19 protein-coding genes and 1 riboswitch are annotated in these 21434 nt (G+C 72.3%); of the genes, 16 read left to right on the top strand and 3 right to left on the bottom strand.

Annotated features, from left to right (window positions below; genetic code table 11):
* The first annotated feature begins 51 nt into the window (after positions 1-51).
* The 10 genes from BX266_RS07110 to BX266_RS07065 all read left to right on the top strand — a co-directional run bounded on the left by BX266_RS07110 (position 52) and on the right by BX266_RS07065 (position 10574).
* Positions 52-2547 (top strand): mannose-1-phosphate guanyltransferase, encoded by a 2496-nt coding sequence (locus tag BX266_RS07110; protein ID WP_099898055.1) that lies wholly within the window; start codon positions 52-54, stop codon positions 2545-2547.
* 131 nt (positions 2548-2678) lie between these two features.
* A complete protein-coding gene (locus BX266_RS07105; RefSeq protein ID WP_099898054.1) occupies positions 2679-3683 on the top strand; it encodes a DUF881 domain-containing protein in 1005 nt (334 codons plus the stop codon).
* The gene (locus tag BX266_RS07100; protein WP_043908904.1) at positions 3680-4012 is read left to right on the top strand and encodes a small basic family protein; all 333 of its coding nucleotides are present in this window, start codon (positions 3680-3682) and stop codon (positions 4010-4012) included. Before BX266_RS07105 ends, BX266_RS07100 begins: the two co-directional genes overlap by 4 nt.
* Before the next feature lie 9 nt (positions 4013-4021).
* Positions 4022-4966, top strand: coding sequence for a DUF881 domain-containing protein (locus BX266_RS07095; protein ID WP_099898053.1), 945 nt, complete (start codon positions 4022-4024; stop codon positions 4964-4966).
* Positions 4967-5147: 181 nt separating this feature from the next.
* A complete protein-coding gene (locus BX266_RS07090) occupies positions 5148-6017 on the top strand; it encodes an FHA domain-containing protein (RefSeq protein WP_099898052.1) in 870 nt (289 codons plus the stop codon).
* Positions 6018-6082: 65 nt separating this feature from the next.
* Complete coding sequence (locus tag BX266_RS07085; protein WP_099898051.1) at positions 6083-6826, top strand: MerR family transcriptional regulator; 744 nt, start codon at positions 6083-6085, stop codon at positions 6824-6826.
* A gap of 87 nt (positions 6827-6913) precedes the next feature.
* Positions 6914-7387 carry a bifunctional nuclease family protein gene (locus BX266_RS07080; protein WP_014134677.1) on the top strand — a complete coding sequence of 158 codons (474 nt, stop codon included), beginning with the start codon at positions 6914-6916 and terminating at the stop codon, positions 7385-7387.
* A gap of 268 nt (positions 7388-7655) precedes the next feature.
* Positions 7656-8336 (top strand): MerR family transcriptional regulator, encoded by a 681-nt coding sequence (locus tag BX266_RS07075; RefSeq protein WP_099898050.1) that lies wholly within the window; start codon positions 7656-7658, stop codon positions 8334-8336.
* Between the two features lie 89 nt (positions 8337-8425).
* A complete protein-coding gene (locus BX266_RS07070) occupies positions 8426-9139 on the top strand; it encodes a vancomycin high temperature exclusion protein (protein WP_099898049.1) in 714 nt (237 codons plus the stop codon).
* A 49-nt stretch (positions 9140-9188) separates the two neighbouring features.
* Positions 9189-10574, top strand: a complete 1386-nt coding sequence (locus BX266_RS07065) for a DNA polymerase IV (protein WP_099898048.1) — start codon at positions 9189-9191, stop codon at positions 10572-10574.
* An 81-nt stretch (positions 10575-10655) separates the two neighbouring features.
* On the opposite strand, the gene BX266_RS07060 is transcribed toward BX266_RS07065, so the two are convergent.
* Both BX266_RS07060 and BX266_RS07055 read right to left on the bottom strand, forming a co-directional pair.
* Positions 10656-12131, bottom strand: a complete 1476-nt coding sequence (locus BX266_RS07060; RefSeq protein WP_259464587.1) for an MFS transporter — start codon at positions 12129-12131, stop codon at positions 10656-10658.
* A 173-nt stretch (positions 12132-12304) separates the two neighbouring features.
* The gene (locus BX266_RS07055) at positions 12305-13420 is read right to left on the bottom strand and encodes a PRC and DUF2382 domain-containing protein (RefSeq protein ID WP_259464586.1); all 1116 of its coding nucleotides are present in this window, start codon (positions 13418-13420) and stop codon (positions 12305-12307) included.
* A 189-nt stretch (positions 13421-13609) separates the two neighbouring features.
* Positions 13610-13716, top strand: a riboswitch (glycine riboswitch).
* 221 nt (positions 13717-13937) lie between these two features.
* Here BX266_RS07055 and gcvP point away from each other — a divergent pair.
* Entirely contained in the window at positions 13938-16808 is a 2871-nt protein-coding gene (gcvP, locus tag BX266_RS07050; protein WP_099898046.1) for an aminomethyl-transferring glycine dehydrogenase, read from the top strand.
* Between the two features lie 70 nt (positions 16809-16878).
* Here gcvP and BX266_RS07045 read toward each other — a convergent pair whose 3' ends face one another.
* Entirely contained in the window at positions 16879-17262 is a 384-nt protein-coding gene (locus BX266_RS07045; protein ID WP_099898045.1) for a DUF1844 domain-containing protein, read from the bottom strand.
* 460 nt (positions 17263-17722) lie between these two features.
* On the opposite strand from BX266_RS07045, the gene infC reads away from it, so the two are divergent.
* The 5 genes from infC (at position 17723) to BX266_RS07020 (ending at position 21369) form a co-directional block, all read left to right on the top strand.
* Entirely contained in the window at positions 17723-18442 is a 720-nt protein-coding gene (gene infC / locus BX266_RS07040; RefSeq protein WP_099898044.1) for a translation initiation factor IF-3, read from the top strand.
* Positions 18443-18573: 131 nt separating this feature from the next.
* Entirely contained in the window at positions 18574-18768 is a 195-nt protein-coding gene (rpmI, locus tag BX266_RS07035; protein WP_030268653.1) for a 50S ribosomal protein L35, read from the top strand.
* A gap of 104 nt (positions 18769-18872) precedes the next feature.
* Positions 18873-19259: a 50S ribosomal protein L20 gene (gene rplT, locus BX266_RS07030; protein WP_099898043.1), complete on the top strand. Its 387-nt coding sequence runs from the start codon at positions 18873-18875 to the stop codon at positions 19257-19259.
* A 103-nt stretch (positions 19260-19362) separates the two neighbouring features.
* On the top strand, positions 19363-20226 hold the full coding sequence (locus tag BX266_RS07025) for an RNA methyltransferase (RefSeq protein WP_099898042.1): 864 nt from the start codon (positions 19363-19365) through the stop codon (positions 20224-20226).
* Between the two features lie 51 nt (positions 20227-20277).
* Positions 20278-21369 (top strand): ATP-binding protein, encoded by a 1092-nt coding sequence (locus tag BX266_RS07020; RefSeq protein WP_099898041.1) that lies wholly within the window; start codon positions 20278-20280, stop codon positions 21367-21369.
* Positions 21370-21434 lie beyond the last annotated feature (65 nt).

The following is a 21434-nucleotide window of genomic DNA, read 5'->3' as shown; positions in this document are numbered from 1 at the left end:
GGTTTGATGGACCCGCAGGGGTTCACCACCGCGAAGGAGGACGCACCCGTAATGAAAGCCGTTGTGATGGCGGGCGGGGAGGGCACTCGACTCCGCCCCATGACCTCCAGCATGCCCAAGCCGCTGCTCCCGGTGGCCAATCGGCCGATCATGGAGCACGTGCTTCGATTGCTGAGGAGGCACGGCCTCACCGACACCGTGGTGACGGTGCAGTTCCTGGCCTCGTTGGTCAAGAACTACTTCGGTGACGGCGAAGAACTGGGGATGCACCTCACCTATGCCAACGAGGAAACACCGTTGGGCACCGCAGGCAGCGTCAAGAACGCCGAGGACGCGCTGCGGGACGATTCGTTTCTGGTGATCTCCGGCGATGCCTTGACGGACTTCGACCTTTCCGAGCTGATTGCCTTTCACCGGGAGAAGGGCGCACTGGTGACGGTGTGTCTCACCCGGGTGCCGAACCCCCTGGAATTCGGTATCACCATCACGGATGACGAGGGCAAGGTCGAGCGCTTCCTCGAGAAGCCGACCTGGGGCCAGGTGTTCTCGGACACCGTGAACACCGGCATCTACGTGATGGAGCCCGAGGTCTTCGACTACGTGGCGGCCGGCGAGTCGGTCGACTGGTCGAGCGACGTGTTCCCGCAGTTGCTCAAGGAGGGCAAGCCGGTGTTCGGCTATGTCGCCGAGGGCTACTGGGAGGACGTGGGCACTCACGAGAGCTACTTGAAGGCCCAGGCGGACGTCCTGGAGGGGAAGGTCCAGGTCGAACTGGACGGGTTCGAGATCTCGCCCGGGGTGTGGGTGGCCGAGGGTGCGGAGGTGGACCCGGAGGCAGTGCTGCGGGGGCCGCTGTACATCGGTGACTACGCCAAGGTCGAGGCCGGCGTGGAGCTGCGCGAGCACACCGTGCTGGGCTCGAACGTGGTCGTGAAGCGCGGTGCGTTCCTGCACAAGGCCGTGGTGCACGACAACGTGTACGTGGGGCCGCAGAGCAACCTGCGCGGATGCGTGGTCGGCAAGAACACCGACGTGATGCGGGCCGCGCGGATCGACGAAGGGGCGGTGATCGGTGACGAGTGCCTGATCGGCGAGGAGTCGATCGTCGCGGGCAACGTCCGGGTCTACCCGTTCAAGACGATCGAGGCCGGCGCGTTCGTCAACACCTCGGTGATCTGGGAGTCCCGCGGGCAGGAGCACCTGTTCGGGGTGCGCGGCGTTTCGGGCATCCTGAACGTGGAGATCACGCCGGAGCTGGCGGTGCGGCTGGCGGGGGCGTACGCGACCACGTTGAAGAAGGGCGCCACCGTCACCATCGCGCGTGACCACTCGCGTGGTGCGCGGGCGTTGAAGCGGGCGATGATCTCCGCGTTGCAGACCAGCGCGATCGACGTCCGCGACCTGGAGAACGTCCCGATGCCGGTGGCCCGGCAGGCGACGGCGCGGGGGAGTGCGGGCGGGATCTTCCTGCGGACCACTCCTGGTGTGCCGGATTCGCTGGACATCCTGTTCTTCGACGAGCGGGGTGCGGACCTGTCGCAGGCGGGGCAGCGGAAGCTGGACCGGGTGTACTCGCGGCAGGAGTTCCGGCGGGCGTTCCCGGGCGAGATCGGCGACCTGCTGCACCCGGCGAGCGTGTTCGACTCGTACGCGACGAACCTGTTGCGGGCGGTGGACACCTCGGGGGTGCGGGAGGCCGGGCTGAAGGTCGTGGTGGACGCGGCGCACGGCAGTGCCGGGCTGGTGCTGCCGAGCATCCTGGGCCGGCTGGGCGTGGAGACGCTGACGGTGGCCGGTGGCCTGGACGAGGCGCGGCCGACCGAGGACGCGGAGTCGCGGCGGGCGGCGCTGGCCAGGCTGGGCGAGCTGGTGGCGTCCTCGCGGGCGGCGTTCGGCGTGCGGTTCGACCCGGTGGGCGAGCGGGTGTCCTTCGTGGACGAGCTCGGCCGGGTGATCCAGGACGACCGGGCGCTGCTGGTGCTGCTCGACCTGGTGGCGGCCGAGCGCCGCTCCGGGCAGGTGGCGCTGCCGGTGACGACGACGCGGATCGCCGAGCAGGTGGCGGCGTACCACGGCACCCAGGTGATCTGGACGACGACCTCGCCGGACGACCTGGCGAAGGCCGCGGCGGCGGACGGCACGGTGTTCGGCGGTGACGGGCGCGGCGGCTTCGTGGTGCCCGAGTTCTCCGGGGTGCTGGACGGTGCGGCGGCGTTCGTGCGGCTGGTGGGCCTGGTGGCGCGGACGCAGCTGACGTTGAGTCAGATCGACGCCCGGATCCCGCAGGCGCACATCCAGAAGCGGGACATCGCGACGCCGTGGGCCGCCAAGGGCATGGTGATGCGCTCGGTGGTGGAGGCGGCGGGCAACCGCAAGCTGGACACCACGGACGGTGTGCGGGTGGTCGAGCCGGACGGCCGGTGGACGCTGGTCCTGCCGGACCCGGCGGAGGCCGTGACGCACCTGTGGGCGGAGGGTCCGGACGACGAGGCGACGGAGCGGCTGCTCGACGAGTGGGCCGCGGTGGTGGACGGCGCCGGCCGCTGACGGACCGGGGACACGCTGGGGAGGGGCGGGCCTGCGGGCCGGTCCCTCCCCGGTGTTTTGTCACGATCCTGTGCCGAAACCGTCCTGCGGGGCCGGGGGCTGGTCGTGAGCCGCCCGCCGGTCGTGAAACGATGTGGCGCATGCCAGCAACGCCGACGCCGAGTGACCCGGAGGGGCGCTTCCGCCGCCCGGACGCCTCGATGTCCCTGCTGAACACGGTGATGGACCACTCGCTCGACGACGGGTACGCGGAGGCGGCCCGGGCGCGCGGGGCGGAGGGCAGTTCGCGGCTGCCGACCACGGCCAGGGGGCGGCTGGTGCTGGCCGTGGGCCTGGCACTGGCGGCCACCGTGGTGACGGTGGGGGCGGTGAACACGCAGGCCGCGGCGCCCGTCCTGGCGAAGGAGCGGGACGCCCTGGTGAGCCGGGTGAGCGACGCCAACAAGGCGGCGGACGCCCTGCAGCGCCAGGTCGAGCAGGACCGCGAGCGGGTCGACCAGGCGCAGGCCCAGGCGCTGGCGGCGGGGAACGACGCCGGGGTGGCGCAGTTGGCGGCCCAGACGGGTACGGGCGGCATCACCGGGCCGGGGATCAAGCTGGTGATCGACGACGCGTCGGGGACGGGCGTGGGCGGTAACGTCAGCGACCCGCGGACCGCGGAGACCTTCGGCAACAGCGGCCGGGTGAAGGACCACGACCTGCAGTACGCGGTGAACGGCCTGTGGCTGGCCGGCGCGGAGGGGGTGTCGGTGAACGGGCAGCGGCTGACGGCGCTGTCGGCGATCCGGGCGGCGGGTGACGCGATCCTGGTGGACAACCGCCCGCTGGTGCCGCCGTACACGCTGCTGGCGATCGGGGACGGGCCGCGGCTGGCGCAGGCCTTCCAGGACAACGAGGGCGGCCGCTACCTGAAGATCATTCAGGACAGCTACGGCATCCGCTCGACGGTGTCGGTGCAGAAGTCGCTGACGCTGCCGCCGGCGCTGGGCGTGACGCTGCGGGTGGCCGGGGTCGACGCGTCCCCGTCCCCCTCTGCGAGCCCGTCCTCGAGTCCCTCGCCGTCCGGATCGAAGTCACCGTCGGGGCGTTCGACCGTGAAGTCCACTCCCACTGGAACAGGAGCTGCTACACCGTGATTGCCGTACTGGGTCTCGTGATCGGCGTGGTCGTCGGCGTGTTCGTGCAGCCGGAGGTGCCGAACGCGGTGGTGCCGTACCTGCCGATCGCGGTGGTGGCGGCGCTGGACGCGGTGTTCGGCGGGGTCCGGGCGATGCTGGACGGGATCTTCGACGACAAGGTCTTCGTGGTGTCGTTCCTGTCGAACGTGGTGGTGGCGGCGCTGATCGTGTTCCTGGGCGACCAGCTGGGCGTGGGCTCGCAGCTGTCCACCGGCGTGGTGGTGGTGCTGGGCATCCGGATCTTCTCGAATGCCGCGGCGATCCGTCGGCACGTGTTCAGGGCGTAGGGAGCGGCTGTGAGCGAGGAGAAGGAGCAGCCGGAGCGTTCCGGGGCGGACGAGCCGGTGGAGGAGTCCGCGACGGTGGAGCCGGCGCAGGCCGCGGAGCCGGTCGAGGCCGAGCAGGCACCGGCCGAGCCCGCTGCGGAGCAGCCCGCGCAGTCCGTGGAGCCGGAGCCGCAGCCCGAGACGGAGGCGGAGCGTCCGGTGACGGACCGTCAGCCGGTGCGGTTGCCGTCGGAGGGCCGGTCGCGGCTGAAGGCGGCGATGTGGCCGCCGCGGGTGTCGCGGGGCCAGCTGGTGGTGGCGCTGCTGCTGTTCGCGCTGGGGCTGGCGCTGGCGATCCAGGTGCGGTCGACGAACGACCACAGCCAGCTGCGCGGGGCGCGGCAGGAGGACCTGGTGCGGATCCTGGACGAACTGGACGGGCGTCAGCAGCGTCTCCAGTTGGAGAAGACGCAGCTGGAGCAGTCCTTGGCGCAGTTGGAGAACTCCTCCAACCAGGCCAAGGAGGCGCAGGAGCAGACCCGGAAGAAGGCCGCCGAACTGGGTGTGCTGGCGGGGACGGAGAAGGCGAGCGGCCCGGGGATCGTGCTGACGATCGATGATCCCCAAGGGCAGGTGAAGGCGGATATGCTGCTGGACACCCTGCAGGAACTCCGAGCGGCGGGGGCGGAGGCGATTCAGATCAACGACGTGCGCGTGGTGGCCGGGACGTACTTCACCGACAACGCGTCGGGCAGTGGTGTGCAGATCGACGGGAAGAGCGTGTCGCAGCCGTTCCGCTTCACCGTGGTGGGCAACCCGCAGGATCTGACTCCGGCGCTGAACATTCCCGGTGGCGTGGTGCGCAGTCTGGAGAAGCAGCAGGCGCGGGCGACCATCGTCCAGCAGCAGAAGGTGGTGGTGGACGCGTTGGCCACCCCGAAGCCGTTGCAGTACGGCAAGCCGGCGGCGAAGTGACGGGGCGCGCTCCGTACGGTTCGTCAGCTGCGGGCCGCCCCCGGTGGTGGGTGCCCGCAGAGCGTCGGCGACACTGGGTTCCACCGACCGTCAGTGCCCGGTCCGATGCCGGGTCCACCGCCACACCGAGCCTTGAACCCTGCCCCGCGGGCGGTTCTGTCACACGCAAGGGGATTCGCCCGTGAGTTTTTTCTCGAAGCTTTTCGGCCGTAACAAGCAGGCTGCGACGGAGGCGCCGACCGCCCGGTACCGGCAGGAGGACGCGGGGGTTCCGCCGATGCGTCCGGCACCGGACGGGCAGCGTCCGATGTACCGGGACGACGTGACCCAGGGTGCGGGCATTCCGACCGGGCAGTTCGACGCCGGGTACGGCGCGTCGGTTGATTCGGCGGGCGGGCCGCGCATAGGTTTCGCGTCAGGACCCTCAACCTCCGGTGGAGGGTTTGCCCCGGACCCCTATGCCGGGCACGTCCAGTCGGGTGTGCCGCGCCAGGAGGCTGTGAACATGGCTGGCACCAGCCCGTGCCCGCGGTGCGGGAACCAGAATCCGGCGACGGCCCGGTTCTGCTCGAACTGCGGTACTCAGCTGCGTGGCGGCGGCGGTTCCCCGGAGGGCGCGGTGGAGACCACCTCGACCATCTCGATCTCCGGCATCGAGTCGTACGACCCGAACGCGACGTCGACGGGCGCCACTCCGGCGCTGTCCGCCGAGGTGATGGCGGCGATCGACGCGCTGCCGCTGGGTTCGGCGCTGCTGATCGTGCAGCGCGGCCCGAACTCGGGCAGCCGGTTCCTGCTGGACTCGGACGTGACCACGGCGGGGCGGCACCCGCAGGGTGACATCTTCCTGGACGACGTGACGGTGTCGCGTCGGCACGTGGAGTTCCGTCGGCAGCGCGACGGCGGCTTCTCGGTCGCGGACGTGGGCAGCCTGAACGGCACCTACGTGAACCGGGAGCGGATCGACGAGGTGCTGCTGAGCAACGGCGACGAGGTGCAGATCGGGAAGTACCGGCTGGTGTTCTTCGCCAGCCACCACCGGGGGTACTGACCACTTCTCCGTTTGGAGCCCGAGTGACCCCACAGACTCCTGCCCCGTCCCTCGGGTCCTCGCCCGTGCCGGCCTCGCGCCGCACGGGCGAGGCGCGCCGGCGGGGTGACGAACTGCTGTCGATCGGCGCGGTGCTGGCCTTCCTCCGGGACGACTTCCCGGAGGTGACGATCTCCAAGATCCGCTTCCTGGAGGCGGAGGGCCTGGTCGAGCCGCAGCGCACCCCGTCCGGCTACCGGAAGTTCTCGGCGGCGGACGTGGAGCGCCTGGCGTACGTGCTGCGGATGCAGCGCGACCACTACCTGCCGCTGCGGGTGATCCGCGAGCACCTGGACGCGATCGAGCGCGGCGAGCAGCCGCCGGCGCTGCCGGGGGCGGAGGCGCGTCCGGGGCCGCTGGAGGAGGCGGACCGGGAGCTGGTCGCGGGCGCGGGTTCGGCCGGCGGGGTGCGGTTGGGCCGGGCCGAGTTGATCGCGGCCGCGGAGGCGCAGGAGCGGGAGCTCGCCGAGTGGGAGGCGTACGGGCTGGTGCAGCCCGGCCCGGACGGCGGGTACGACGGCGAGGCGCTGCAGATCGCGCGGCTGGTCGCGGAGTTGGGGCGGTTCGGGCTGGAGCCGCGGCACCTGCGGGCGATGAAGGCGGCGGCGGAGCGCGAGGTGGCGCTGGTGGAGCAGGTGGTGGCGCCGCTGCGGCGGCACCGCAACCCGCAGACCCGGGCGCACGCGGAGGCGACGGCGCGGGAGCTGGCCACCCTGTCGGTGCGCCTGCACGCGGCGATGGTGCAGGCGGGTTTGCGGGCCCGGACCTGACGCGGCGGGGGCGGGCGGCGTCCGGTTCGCGGGGGCCGCTGCCTGCTGCGCTTTCCTATCGGGAGCGCGCGCCATAGGGTTGCTGGTGTGAATGAGCTCGACGTCGTGGGTGTCCGGGTGGAGATGCCCTCCAACCAGCCGATCGTGCTGCTCCGGGAGGTCGGCGGCGACCGCTACCTGCCGATCTGGATCGGCCCGGGTGAGGCGACCGCGATCGCCTTCGCCCAGCAGGGGATGACTCCGGTGCGGCCGCTGACGCACGACCTGTTCAAGGACGTGCTGGGTGCGCTCGGCCACCAGCTGACCGAGGTGCGGATCAACGACCTGCGGGACGGCGTGTTCTACGCGGAGCTGGTCTTCGCCGGTGGTGTCGAGGTGAGCGCGCGCCCCTCGGACGCGATAGCGCTGGCGCTGCGCACCGGTACGCCGATCTACGGGAGCGAGGAGGTGCTGGCGGAGGCCGGCATCTCGATCCCGGACGAGCAGGAGGACGAGGTCGAGAAGTTCCGGGAGTTCCTGGACCAGGTCTCGCCGGAGGACTTCGGCGGTGGCCCGCAGTAGCCGGGGGTCGGCGGTCCGCTATCCGGGCAGGCAGTGGGCCGCAACTCGGCTGTGGTAGAAATCCGTTCTGCTACCCGCACATGGGGCACGAATAACCACTCGATGGAGTGAAGTTTGCGGAAGCCCCCGGCGTGGCGATCGTTGACGCTGCTTGGGCGACTGCCTACCGTCAGGTGATGGCCCGGCCGACGGGCCACCCGCAGCCCGGGGCCCGCCCGGGCCCGTGCGGGTCCCGTGGGGCCTTGGGCGGAATGGACGGAGGTTGGCGATGAGCGGCACCGGCGACGAGACGCGTTCCGGAGCGCTGTGCGCGGTGCACCTGCCGCGCGCCGGCCGTGGTCCGATCGGGCGGCCCCGGCTGCCCGAGCCCGAGGCTGAGCAGCCGCCGCGGCTGATCGGCCGGTTCCCCGCCGTCCAGGCCGGCCAGCCGGCCATCGAACGGCTGGCGCCGACGTCCGCGCTGCTCGGCTACCGGGGCCCGACCGCGTGCGCCGCCGCGGGCATCACCTACCGGCAGCTCGACTACTGGGCGCGGACCGGCCTGCTGGAGCCCTCGGTGCGCTCCGCGTACCCGGCCGGCGCGCAGCGGCTGTACAGCTTCCGCGACATTCTCATGCTGAAGATCGTCAAGCGGCTGCTGGACGCGGGCGTGTCGCTGCAGAACATCCGGGTGGCGGTCACCCACCTGCAGTCCGCCGACCAGGCCGGCCTGACCGGGCTGACCCTGATGTGCGACGGCGCGACGGTCTACGAGTGCACTTCCCCGCAGCAGGTGGTCGATCTGCTGAACGGCGGTCAGGGCGTGTTCGGCATCGCCGTCGGCGCGGTCTGGCAGGAGCTGGAGTCGACGCTGGGCCGGCTGCACGGTGAGCGCACCGACACCGGCGAGACCCTGGTCGGCCACGACCCGGCCGACGAGCTGGCGCAGCGCCGCAACCGCGCGGTCTGACGACCCGTCGCCGGGCGGCTCCCCGCCGACGGCCCGTCAGGGGGAACCGGTCCGGTGGGCCGGTCGTCCTCCCCGGTGTGTCGACGATCATGAGATGGCTGGGGCGCCGCTGGCGGCAGGTGCGGGCGTGGCGGCCGCCGGGCTGGGGCAGCCGGCGCGGGCAGCGGCGCTGGTTCCAGGCGGTGGTGCTGTTCTGCGCGCTGGCGCTGTCGCCGAGCGCCTGGCTGTACCTGAGCCAGTCCGGGAAGGTCGGCACGGTGGCGAGCGCGCCGGACGCGCCCGTCGCGGTGGTGTTCGGCGCCGGGCTGATGGACGGCGAGCCGTCCCCGTACCTGGCGCACCGGCTGGATGCGGCGCTGGAGCTGTACCGGGCGCAGAAGGTGCGGGCGATCCTGGTCACCGGTGACAACGGCACCGTCCAGTACGACGAGACCGACGCGATGCGCGGCTACCTGATCGAGCGCGGGGTGCCGGCGGTGCGGGTGGTCGGGGACTACGCGGGCTTCGACACCTGGGACTCGTGCACCCGGGCGCACCGGATCTTCGGCGTGGACAAGGCGGTGCTGGTCAGTCAGACCTTCCACGTGCGGCGGGCGCTGGCGCTGTGCGAGGCGGCCGGGATCGACTCGTACGCGGTCGGGGTGGAGGAGTGGCACGACACCACCTGGAAGTACGGCGGGCTGCGGGAGATCCCGGGCGCGGTGAAGGCGTTGGTGAACGTGCTGGTGAAGCCCGACCCGGCGCTGCTCGGCCCGCACGAGGACGGTGTCGCCCGGGCGCTGGCCGACGCGGCGCGCGGCTGAGGAACCACTCCGGCGGGGGATTGTCGGCGGGGCGCGGGATGATCGAGCCGTGCGGACCGTGCCGAGCATCATCCACCTCGACATGGACGCCTTCTTCGCGGCGGTGGAGCAGGCGTCCAAGCCGAGCCTGCGCGGGAAGCCCGTGATCGTGGGCGGCCTCGGCGGGCGCGGCGTGGTCTCCACCGCCTCCTACGAGGCCCGGAAGTTCGGCGTCCACTCGGCGATGCCGATGGCGCAGGCCCGCCGGCTGTGCCCCAACGCGGCGTTCCTGAGCGGCCGTTTCGAGGCGTACCGGGCCAACAGCGAGATCGTGATGGCGCAGCTGCGGGAGCGCTCGCCGCTGGTCGAACCGCTCAGCCTGGACGAGGCGTTCGTCGATCTGGAGGCCGGGCCGTACGGGCCGGCGCTGGCCGCGGCGAGCCCGGCCGAGGGGGCGCAGCTGGTGCTGGCGCTGGCGGAGGACCTGCGGGCCGACATCGTGGAGCGGACCGGCCTCACCGCCTCGGTGGGCGCGGCGGCCTCCAAGCTGATGGCCAAGATCGCCTCGGAACAGGCCAAGCCGGACGGGCTGGTGCTGATCGAACCCGGCTCCGAGCGTGCGGTGCTGGCCCCGATGCCGGTGCGCGCCCTGCCGGGGATCGGCCCCGCGACGGAGCAGGCGCTGCGCCGGGCCGGGCTGACGAGCGTGGCGGACCTGGCGGAGGCCGGGTTCGAGGAGTTGGTCGGCCTGCTGGGCAAGGCGCACGGCGCGGGCGTCTTCCAGATGGCCCTCGGCTGGGACGAACGCCCCGTGGTGCCCGACCGGGACGCCAAGTCCGTCTCGGTCGAGGACACCTTCGAGGTCGACCTCGCCGACCGCGACCGGATCCTGCGCGAGATCGACCACCTGGCGTCCCGTTGCGTGCGCCGCCTGCGGGCGACCGGCCGGTCCGGGCGGACGGTGGTCCTGAAGGTCCGGCGGTTCGACTTCTCCACGCTGACCCGCTCCGAGACGCTGCGCGGGCCGACGGACGACGAGGAGGTGATCGCCGCGACGGCCCGCCGGCTGGCCATGGCGGTCGACGTCACGGGCGGTGTCCGGCTGCTGGGCGTGGGTGTCGCGCAGCTCGCCGACTACACCCAGGAGGACCTGTTTGCCCAACTGGAGCGGGAGGAACGGGAGTCCGAGGGCGAGGAGGCGGCGCCGGCGGAGGAGGCCCCGGCGGAGCTGCCCGCCGCGCCGACGGCCCGCCGGTGGTGGCCGGGCCAGGACGTGACCCACCGTCAGTACGGCCCCGGCTGGGTGCAGGGCAGCGGCGTGGGGCGGGTCACGGTGCGCTTCGAGACGCCGTACTCGGGCCCGGGCCGGGTCCGGACGTTCTCGGTGGAGGACGAGGAGCTGGAGGCGTCGGGCGCGCTGCCGCTCAGGGCCCCGGCGGAGCCGGACGGGGCGTGAGAACGCACGGACACCCCCGCCGATGCCCGTGGCGGGGGTGTCCGTGGTTGCTCGCGTGTGTCCAGGACGCGAGGGACGCCGTCAGGCGTCGGCCGGGGCGAGCGCGGGGTCGGTGACGGGGCGCTCGGCGGGGGTGGCGGTGGGCTTGATGCGGCGGATCGCGAACGGCACCGCGCCGGCGACCAGGCACATCGCGCCGGCCACCCAGAAGGCGTGCTGGTAGGCGTCCAGCGTGGGCAGCTGCACCGGGACGGGGAGCTTCAGGGTGTCGCCGGTGAGGATCGCGGCCATCACGGCGGTGCCGACGGCGCCGCCGACGGTGCGCAGCACGGCGTTCATGCCGTTGGCGATGCCGGACTGCTCGGCGGGGACGGCGCCGTTGATGTAGGCGGGCATCGCGGCGTAGGCGAGGCCGACGCCGAGGCCGAAGACGGCGGAGGAGAAGTAGAGGTCGAACTCGGCGCCGTGCCGGAGCGCCAGGTAGGCCATCGAGACCGCGCCGAGGAGGCCGCCGAGGACCAGCGGGAGGCGGGGGCCGCGGCGGGCGATCAGCAGGGCGCCGAGCGGGGCGGCGACCATGGAGCCGATCGCGGAGGGCAGCAGCATGATGCCGGCGTGCAGCACGGTGGCGGTGAAGCCGTAGTGGGCGAGCTTCTCCGGGGTCTGCGCGAAGTTGCTGATCACCATGAACGAGCCGTACATGCCGAAGCCGATCAGCAGGCCGGAGATGTTGGTGAAGGCGACCGCGGGGCGGGCCATCATCGACAGGTCGACCAGCGGGTGGGCGACCTTGGACTCGACCAGGATCCAGAGCAGCGCGACGACGGCGGCGACGGCGAACAGGCCGAGGGTGCGGGTCGAGGTCCAGCCCCACTGGTTGCCCTGGCTGACGGCGATCAGCAGGGCGGAGAGCCAGCCGGCCAGGGTGAGCGCGCCGAGCGGGTCCGCGCCGCCCTCCTTGTCGGTGACCGGGTCGGTGGGCACCCGGACGATCACCAGGACCACCGCGAGCAGGCCGAAGACCAGGCCCATCCAGAAGATCGACTTGTAGCTCCAGTGCTCCAGCAGCAGGCCGGTGGCGACCAGGCCGAGGCCGGAGCCGACGCCCATGGACGCGGAGATCGCGGCGACGCCGCCGGTGACCTTCTGCCGGGGCAGCTCGTCGCGGACGATGCTGATCGCCAGCGGCAGCACGCCGCCGCCCGCGCCCTGCAGCACCCGGGCCACGACCAGCCAGGTGAAGGAGTGGGTGCCGACCGCGAGGCCGGAGCCGAGCACCAGGCCGGCGAGCGAGACCAGCAGCATGGGCTTGCGTCCGCGCAGGTCGCCGAAGCGGCCGAGGAGCGGGGTGAGGACCGCGGCGGAGAGCAGGTTGGCCGTCATCAGCCAGGTGATGTTGGAGCCCGAGACGTTCAGCTCGCGGGCCAGCCCGGGCAGGATCGGGACGACCGCGGTCTGCACCACGCTGAACGCCAGCATGGCGAGGATCAGGGCGGGCAGGACCCGGGCGCTGGTGGGCTTGACGGCCGTGGCGGTGGGCTGTGGTGCCTCACTCACGGGGACTCCTCCGGAACGTTGCTTCAGACAGGCGATAGTGCAGGAACTGAAGTAACGATGGAGGGAGATGCTTCACTCTGTCAAATATCTATTGGTGAAGCTTTGGCAAAGTGCCGGCCCCGGCCCGCCGAAGCGGACCGGGGCCGGGGAGTTGGCGAACCGTCGGCAGGCCGTCAGGCCGAACGCAGCGGCTCCGGCCGGACGTGCTCGCCGCCACTGCCGTTCACCGCCGCCGGCTGCCCCGACTGCTGGGGCCGCGCCGTCGGCGACTGCGGCTGCGCATTCCACGGCTGGCGCTGCTGCGGCGTCTCGCCGTCCGCGTCCATCGCCGCGTCGTGCACCTCCACCTGCTCGCGGCGCAGTTCCTCGCGGACCACCTCCTCCTCGGTGTACCGCTCCACCACCAGCCGCACCCGCTCGATCGGCGCCAGGTACTTGCGCACCACCGGACGCTCCTCGCGCAGCGTGACCTCCTCCACCGCCTCGGCGATCTCCTGCTCGCTCAGCGCCGCCCGCTCGGTGTCCGACACCGGGATGCGCTCCACCCGAACCCGCTCGCGCACCACCGGCACCCGGCGCTCCACCTGCTCGGTGGTCACGTACTTGCGCAGCCGGGTGGTGCCCACCGCGTGCCACTCGGTGCTGATGTCGATGCGCTCCTCGCGGCAGGTGATCTCCACCGGCGCGGTCGGCTCCACCGAGCCCGGGCGCTGCGCCGACGACCGCTGCGGCTCCTTCACGTGCGCGGCGGCGGACGCCGGGCGCTGCGCCTGCTGCGGCTCCTTCGCGGCCTTCGCCGCGGTGAACGCGGCCGCCGGGGCCGCGGCGGCGGCCACCGGCGTGGGCGAGGAGGCCACGGTCCCGAAGTCGCGGTCCGGGGAGCCGGTCCGGGCCTCCTGGCGCGGGTGCTCCTTCGCAGCCGGCTCGGTGGCCTTGGCCGCCGGGGCGGCGGGCGCCGAGCCGGCGTCGTCCGCGCTGCCCGCGTCCAGGCCGTAGTACCGGTACAGCTGCAGCTCCTGCGCGGGCGAGAGGTGCTGCCCCACCCCGAAGTCCGGCGACTCCTTGATCAGCGACTTGTCGTACGGGACGCGCAGTTCGTCGCCCGCGAACTCGCTGGTGGTCAGCGGGACGAACGCGTCCCGGCCGAAAATGCCGGTTCGGACGGCCGCCCACTCCGGTTCGCCGGTGGCGTCGTCCAGGTACACCTCGTCGACCGTGCCGATCTTGTCACCGTTCCGGTCGACCGCCTTGTGTCCGATCAGGTCGCGCGGATCGATATCGGTCTGCACGCTGTCCTCCAGTCCTGCTGCTCCTTGACGGGCCGTCAGAGGGGCGGAGGGAGGAGCTGGCCACACCGCCACTTCACACCAAACGGCACGTAACGGACGGCGGCACTCCGGAAGCCGCCGTCCGGGGCAGATCACAGGGCCGCACCGGTGATCCCGGAGGCCCGCGCTGGTAACCTCGGAGGCGACCGCCGAGCCCGCTCGGGAGAGTCCCGACCCCCGCGAACAGCAGGGGAGCGGGGCGCCGAAGGAGCAACCCCTCCCCGGAATCTCTCAGGCATCCGTACCGAGTGGGACCAGGTCACTCTGGAAAGCAGGGCAGGACCGCCGGCACCGATGCCGCCGGTCACCGCCCTCGCCGACGGTGCAAGCCGACCGGGCCCGCGAAGCCCGGACGTGCGAAGCTCTCAGGTACCGATGACAGAGGGGGAGGCTGACGGGTTCGTACGCCCAGGCGCTCCCACGGCGGCCGGCCGGCGTGCGTACCACCGCCGGTCCGCGACCAGGAGGCCCGACCCCCATGAACGCCCAGCCGACGCTCGCCGAGCTTGAGCAGGCCAGCCCCTTCGAGCACCGCCACATCGGTCCCGACAGCGACGCCCAGCAGAAGATGCTGGCCCAGGTCGGCTACGCCTCCCTGGACGAGCTGTCCGACGCCGCCGTCCCCGACGCCATCCGCAGCCTCACCGCGCTCGGCCTGCCCGCCGGCCGCAGCGAGGCCCAGGTCCTCGCCGAACTGCGCGAGCTGGCCGGCCGCAACCAGGTCCTCGCCTCGATGATCGGCCTCGGCTACTACGGCACCTTCACCCCGCCGGTGATCCTCCGCAACGTGCTGGAGAACCCGGCCTGGTACACCGCCTACACCCCGTACCAGCCGGAGATCTCCCAGGGCCGCCTGGAAGCCCTGCTCAACTTCCAGACCATGGTCTCCGACCTCACCGGCCTGGCCACCTCCGGCTCCTCGCTGCTCGACGAGAGCACCGCCGCCGCCGAGGCGATGGCCCTCGCCCGCCGCGTCACCAAGGTCAAGGGCGGCGTCTTCCTGGTCGACGCCGACACCCTGCCGCAGACCCTCGCCGTGATCGAGACCCGCGCCGAGCCGACCGGCGTCGAGGTCGTCACCGCCGACCTGTCGAACGGCATCCCCGCCGAGATCGCCGAACGCGGCGTGTTCGGCGTGCTGCTGCAGTACCCGGGCGCCTCCGGCGCGGTCCGCGAGATCAAGCCCGTCATCGAGCAGGCCCACGGCCTCGGCGCGATCGTCGCCGTCGCCGCCGACCTGCTGGCCCTCACCCTGCTGCGCTCGCCCGGCGAGCTCGGCGCCGACATCGCCTGCGGCACCTCGCAGCGCTTCGGCGTCCCGATGGGCTTCGGCGGCCCGCACGCCGGCTACCTGGCCGTCCGCGCCGAGTACGCCCGCAACCTGCCCGGCCGCCTGGTCGGCGTCTCCGTCGACGCCGACGGCAACCGCGCCTACCGCCTGGCCCTGCAGACCCGCGAGCAGCACATCCGCCGCGAGAAGGCCACCTCGAACATCTGCACCGCCCAGGTGCTGCTCGCCGTGATGGCCTCCATGTACGCCGTCTACCACGGCCCCGACGGCCTCGCCGACATCGCCCGCCGCACCCACCGCTACGCCGCCGCGCTCGCCGCCGGCCTGCGCGCGGGCGGCGTCGAGCTCGCCCACGGCGCCTTCTTCGACACCGTGACGGCCGTCGTCCCGGGCCGGGCCGACGAGATCGTGGCCGCGGCCCTGACCGGCGGCGTCAACGTGCACCGGGTCGACGGCGACCGGGTCTCCGTCTCCTGCGACGAGACCACCACCCGCGAGCACCTGGCGGCCGTCCTCGCCGCGTTCGGCGTCGAGGCGCAGATCGCCGAGGACGCCGAGGCGCTGCCCGCCGCGCTGCTGCGCGAGGACGAGTACCTCACCCACCCGGTGTTCCACAGCCACCGCTCCGAGACCGCCATGCTGCGCTACCTGCGCCGGCTCTCGGACCGCGACTACGCGCTCGACCGCGGCATGATCCCGCTGGGCTCCTGCACCATGAAGCTCAACGCGACCACCGAGATGGAGCCGGTCACCTGGCCCGAGTTCGGCCAGCTGCACCCGTTCGCGCCCGTCGACCAGGCGGCCGGCTTCCTGACGCTGATCCGCGAACTGGAGCAGCAGCTGGTCGAGGTCACCGGCTACGACGCCGTGTCCATCCAGCCGAACGCCGGCTCCCAGGGCGAACTGGCCGGCCTGCTGGCCGTCCGCGCCTACCACCGGGCGAACGGCGACACCCAGCGCGACGTGTGCCTGATCCCGTCGTCGGCGCACGGCACCAACGCCGCGTCCGCCGCGATGGCCGGCATGCGGGTCGTCGTGGTGAAGACCCTCGCCGACGGCGACGTGGACGTCGAGGACCTGAAGGCGAAGATCGCCCAGCACGGCGAGCAGCTGGCCGTCCTGATGGTCACCTACCCGTCCACCCACGGCGTGTTCGAGACCGAGATCACCGAGATCTGCGCGCTCGTCCACGAGGCCGGCGGCCAGGTGTACGTCGACGGCGCCAACCTGAACGCGCTGGTCGGCCTCGCCAAGCCCGGCAAGTTCGGCGCGGACGTCTCGCACCTGAACCTGCACAAGACCTTCTGCATCCCGCACGGCGGCGGCGGCCCCGGCGTCGGCCCGGTCGCCGTGCGCGCGCACCTCTCGCCGTACCTGCCCAACCACCCGCTGCAGGCCGAGGCCGGCCCCGCCACCGGCGTCGGCCCGATCTCCGCCGCGCCCTGGGGCTCCGCCGCGATCCTGCCGATCTCCTGGTCGTACGTCCGGCTGATGGGCGGCGAGGGCCTCAAGCGCGCCACCCAGGTCGCCGTGCTGAACGCCAACTACATCGCCAAGCGGCTCGCCCCGCACTTCCCGGTGCTCTACACCGGCCCCGGCGGGCTGGTCGCGCACGAGTGCATCATCGACCTGCGCCCGCTCAGCAAGGAGACCGGCGTCAGCGTCGACGACATCGCCAAGCGCCTGATCGACTACGGGTTCCACGCGCCGACCATGTCGTTCCCGGTCGCCGGCACCCTGATGATCGAGCCGACCGAGTCCGAGGACCTGCACGAGATCGACCGGTTCTGCGAGGCGATGATCGCCATCCGCGGGGAGATCGAGAAGGTCGGCGCGGGCGAGTGGGCCGCCGACGACAACCCGCTGCGCAACGCCCCGCACACCGCGTCGATGCTGACCGGCGAGTGGGCGCACCCCTACACCCGCGAGGAAGCCGTCTTCCCGGCCGGCGTGAACCCGGCGGACAAGTACTGGCCGCCGGTGCGGCGCATCGACGGCGCGTACGGCGACCGGAACCTGGTGTGCAGCTGCCCGCCGCTGGACGAGTACGACGCGTGATCGCATAGCGAAAGCCGCCCGCCGGGGGAGTTCCCTCGGGGGCGGCTTTTCGCTTCGGGCCGTCCGGGTGTCAGGAGTAGACGGGGCCCGTGAACTTCTCGCCGGGGCCGGAGCCCGGGGCGTCGGGGACGAGCGAGGCCTCGCGGAAGGCGAGCTGGAGGGAGCGGAGGCCGTCGCGGAGGGGGGCGGCGTGGAAGTTGGAGATCTCGGGGGCTCCGGCGGTGACCAGGCCGGCCAGGGCGGTGATCAGCTTGCGGGCCTCGTCGAGGTCCTTGTCGGCCTCGCCGCCCTCGGCCAGGCCGCACTTGACGGCCGCGGCGCTCATCAGGTGGACGGCGACGGTGGTGATCACCTCGACGGCGGGGACCTCCGCGATGTCGCGGGTCAGGTCGTCGAAACCGAGCGACTCGGCGGACTCCGCGGACTCGGGCGAGTGGTCGGGCTGGCTGGTCAAGGTGTCACTCCGGGATGCTGGTGCGAAAGCGCAGTACAAAGGGAGCGTACAAGGCGGGCGGCGGGGGGCCGGAATACCGGTCGGCCCCGGAACGCTGGTATGCTTCGAGACTGACCGGCCAGGGGACTTTTCGGAGTGCCCCGGCCAGCAAGTGGAGGCTCCACCTCAGGAGGCCCGAGAGGGCAACCGCGACAGTCTCCCACCTGATCGGCCGAAGGGCCGACGGGTCCGGTCCGTGACGAGCGCCCGTGAGGGAGTGCCCGTCGGTGGTGTCCGCGAGGACATCCCGGAACGTGTGGAGCCCCGCCTGTACCGTGCGGGGCTTTTTTCGTGCGCTCGGTGCCTCTGCCAGGCGGCAGTGGCAGCGGAGCATGAATGAAGCCCCGCCCAGTGGTCGAAACCACTACGTGCGACCGCCGCCCGACGGCCGCATCGGAAAAGGTGCAACCGAGGAGGCCCCATCAGCACCGAGCCCCGCATCAACGACCGGATTCGCGTCCCCGAGGTGCGACTCGTCGGTCCCAGCGGCGAGCAGGTCGGCATCGTCCCGCTCGCGAAGGCGCTGGAGCTTGCCCAGGAGTACGACCTGGATCTGGTCGAGGTCGCCGCCACGGCGCGCCCGCCGGTGTGCAAGCTCATGGACTACGGCAAGTTCAAGTACGAGTCGGCCATGAAGGCCCGTGAGGCGCGCAAGAACCAGGCGCACACGGTCATCAAGGAGATGAAGCTCCGGCCGAAGATCGACCCGCACGACTATGACACCAAGAAGGGTCACGTCGTCCGGTTCCTCAAGCAGGGCGACAAGGTCAAGATCACGATCATGTTCCGCGGTCGTGAGCAGTCCCGCCCCGAGCTGGGCTTCCGACTGCTGCAGCGGCTCGCGGACGACGTCCAGGACCTGGGCTTCGTGGAGTCCGCTCCGAAGCAGGACGGCCGAAACATGATCATGGTTCTCGGCCCGCACAAGAAGAAGACCGAGGCCATGGCCGAGGCCCGCGCCGCCGCTGACGCCCGCAAGGCGGAGCGGCTGGGTCGCGGACCGGCCGCGGACCAGGCGGACGACGTCGACGACGACGCCGACGAGGTGGTCGAGGTCGAGGAGACCGAGGCCGTCGAGGAGGCGGACGACGCCGGGACCGCCGAGGTCGAGCAGCCCGCCGAGGCCGCCCAGGACGCCTGAGCCTTCGGGTTCAGAATCCGGGCGGGATCGGCAACGCTTCCGGGGCATCCGCCCCGGAGACGAGATCCATCCAGTTCCGGCCCACACCCCCGAGGTGCGGGCCGGAACGGACGACGAGGAGATACGGCGACATGCCGAAGCAGAAGACGCACAGCGGCGCCAGCAAGCGCTTCAAGATCACTGGCTCCGGGAAGGTGCTGCGCGAGCGTGCCGGCCGTCGCCACCTGCTTGAGCACAAGCCCTCGACGCTGACCCGCAAGCTGGCCGGCAACGCCGAGATGGCCCCCGGCGACGCCAAGAAGATCAAGAAGCTTCTCGGCAAGTGATCGCCCGCCCGCGGCCGCGTCGCGGGCACCAGCTGATCCTTACCGACCGAATCGAATAACGGGCCGGCGGCACGATCCGGGGTCCGGAAACAAGGAGTAATCAAGTGGCACGCGTCAAGCGGGCAGTCAACGCCCACAAGAAGCGCCGGGTCATCCTCGAGCGGGCCTCCGGCTACCGCGGTCAGCGCTCGCGCCTGTACCGCAAGGCCAAGGAGCAGGTCACCCACTCGCTGGTCTACAACTTCAACGACCGCAAGAAGCGCAAGGGCGACTTCCGCCAGCTCTGGATCCAGCGCATCAACGCCGCTGCCCGTGCCAACGGCATGACCTACAACCGCTTCGTCCAGGGCCTGAAGGCCGCTGGCGTCGAGATCGACCGCAAGATGCTGGCCGAGCTCGCGGTGAACGACACGGTGGCGTTCCGCGCCCTGGTCGAGGTCGCCCAGAAGGCGCTGCCGGAGGACGTCAACGCCGCCAAGGTCGCCGCCTGATCCAGGCCGTTGCCCTGAAGCGTTCTCCCGGACCCGCAGGCCGCCCGGCCTGCGGGTCCGTCGCGTATCGCGCCCCTGTCCTTCCGTGACGAAGATCGTGAGCATGAGCACCGAGATCCCCCTGCTGACCTCCCTGCGCTCCCCGCGCGTCGTCGCCGCCCGCCGGCTGGCCAAGCGCAACCAGCGCAGCAAGGAGCGGCGCTTCCTCGCCGAGGGCCCGCAGGCCGTGCGGGAGGCGGTGGCGTTCGGTCGGCTGCCCGGCGGGGAGCACGCCGTGGTGGAGGTGTACCTGACCCGGGAGGCCGCCGACCGGCACGCGGAGATCGCCGCGGCGGCCCGGGCGGAGGGGCTGCCGGTGCTGACCGCGACGGAGGAAGTGATCGCGGACATCTGCGACACCGTCACCCCGCAGGGCATCGTGGCGCTGTGCCGGTTCATCGACACCCCGTTCGAGCAGGTGCTGGCCGCCCGTCCGAAGCTGGTCGCGGTGCTGGCGCACGTGCGCGACCCCGGGAACGCGGGCACCGTGCTGCGCACCGCGGACGCGGCCGGCGCGGACGCCGTGGTGCTGACCGACGCCTCGGTGGACCCGTACAACCCGAAGGCGGTGCGGGCCTCCGTGGGCAGCCTGTTCCACCTGCCGGTGGCGACCGGGGTGCCGGTCGAGGAGGCGGTGGCGCGGCTGCGCGAGGCCGGGGTGCGGGTGCTGGCCGCGGACGGCGCCGGGCAGCGCGACCTCGACCAGGAGCTCGACGAGGGCACCCTGGAAGGGCCGTGCGCCTGGGTGTTCGGCAACGAGGCGTGGGGCCTGCCGGAGGAGACCCGCGCGCTGGCGGACGAGGTGGTGCGGGTGCCCATTCACGGGCACGCGGAGAGCCTGAACCTCGCGACGGCGGCCGCCGTGTGCCTGTACGCCTCCGCGCGCGCCCAGCGCTCCCCGGGCGGGTGTCGCGGCGGGGCCCGATAGCGCTAGGGTCGATTCCTGGGCCGGCGAGGGGGCGGGCCGGGGAGGACACCCATGGGCGGCGGCAACTGGGCACCGATCGAACCGGACGACCTGCCGGACGGGCTGGTGGTCGCGGACGCGCACGGCCGGGTGATGGTCTTCAACCGCGCCGCGGAACGGCTCACCGGCCGCTCGGCGCACCACGCGATCGGCGTGGCGCTGGACCGGGCGCTGCCGCTGGAGGACCTGGACGGGCGGCGCTGGTGGCAGCTCACCGACCCGTACGGCGGCCTCGCGGTGCGCACCGGGCAGCCGGAGCGGAACCTGCTGCTGCCCGGCGGCCGTGAGGTGCTGGTGTGCGCCAGGTACGTGCGCGACCGCGCGGGCGGGCCGGTGCGGCAGGTGGTGGTGACGCTGCGCGGCACCGAGGCGCGGCGGCGGACCGAGCGCAGCCACGCGGAGCTGATCGCCACCGTCGCGCACGAGCTGCGGTCGCCGCTGACCAGCGTGAAGGGGTTCACGGCGACGCTGCTGGCGAAGTGGGAGCGGTTCAACGACGGCCAGAAGCGGGTGATGCTGGAGACCGTCGACGCGGACGCCGACCGGGTGGTGCGGCTGATCGCCGAGCTGCTGGACATCTCCCGGATCGACGCGGGCCGGCTGGAGATCCGCCGGCAGCGCGTGGACCTGGCGGCGGCGGTGCGCCGGCACGTCGAGGGCAAGGTCGCCGCGGGCATCCCGGCGGACCGGTTCGACATCCGGGTGGCGGGGCCGCTGGGCGAGCAGTGGGGCGACCCCGACAAGCTCGACCAGGTGCTGGCGAACCTGCTGGAGAACGCGGTCCGGCACGGCGAGGGCACCGTGACGATCGAACTGGCCCCGGCGAAGGAGCTGGTGGAGCAGGCCGGGACGCCGCCGAAGGTGATCGAGGGCACCGCGGTGACCGTCAGCGACCAGGGCGTGGGCATCGCGGAGGAGGCGATGCCGCGGGTGTTCACCCGGTTCTGGCGGGGTTCCAAGCGCGGCGGCACCGGCCTCGGCCTGTACATCGTGAAGGGCATCGTGGAGGCGCACGGCGGGGTGATCCGGATCAGCCGGGCGCCCGGCGGCGGCGCCAGGTTCCGGTTCGTGCTGCCCGCCGGCATCCCGGACTTCATGCTCTGACCGCTTCCAGGTCACGGTCACCCGCCGTACGCGGTTGCGCGCTGCGACTACACTCGACCTTTGGC

Origin of the sequence: Streptomyces sp. TLI_171, from assembly GCF_003610255.1 — a bacterium.
Lineage (GTDB): Bacteria > Actinomycetota > Actinomycetes > Streptomycetales > Streptomycetaceae > Kitasatospora.
The sequence above is the reverse complement of the archived record's forward strand: the minus strand, read 5'-3'. Positions and strand labels throughout refer to the sequence as shown.

Bases quoted from the DNA above. Each gene is read 5' to 3' on its own strand.
- BX266_RS07110 (WP_099898055.1), top strand. From the start codon at position 52: ATGAAAGCCGTTGTGATGGCGGGCGGGGAGGGCACTCGACTCCGCCCC.
- rpmI (WP_030268653.1), top strand. From the start codon at position 18,574: ATGCCGAAGCAGAAGACGCACAGCGGCGCCAGCAAGCGCTTCAAGATC.
- BX266_RS07025 (WP_099898042.1), top strand. From the start codon at position 19,363: ATGAGCACCGAGATCCCCCTGCTGACCTCCCTGCGCTCCCCGCGCGTC.
- BX266_RS07075 (WP_099898050.1), top strand. From the start codon at position 7,656: ATGAGCGGCACCGGCGACGAGACGCGTTCCGGAGCGCTGTGCGCGGTG.
- BX266_RS07020 (WP_099898041.1), top strand. From the start codon at position 20,278: ATGGGCGGCGGCAACTGGGCACCGATCGAACCGGACGACCTGCCGGAC.
- gcvP (WP_099898046.1), top strand. From the start codon at position 13,938: ATGAACGCCCAGCCGACGCTCGCCGAGCTTGAGCAGGCCAGCCCCTTC.
- BX266_RS07105 (WP_099898054.1), top strand. From the start codon at position 2,679: ATGTGGCGCATGCCAGCAACGCCGACGCCGAGTGACCCGGAGGGGCGC.
- BX266_RS07070 (WP_099898049.1), top strand. From the start codon at position 8,426: ATGAGATGGCTGGGGCGCCGCTGGCGGCAGGTGCGGGCGTGGCGGCCG.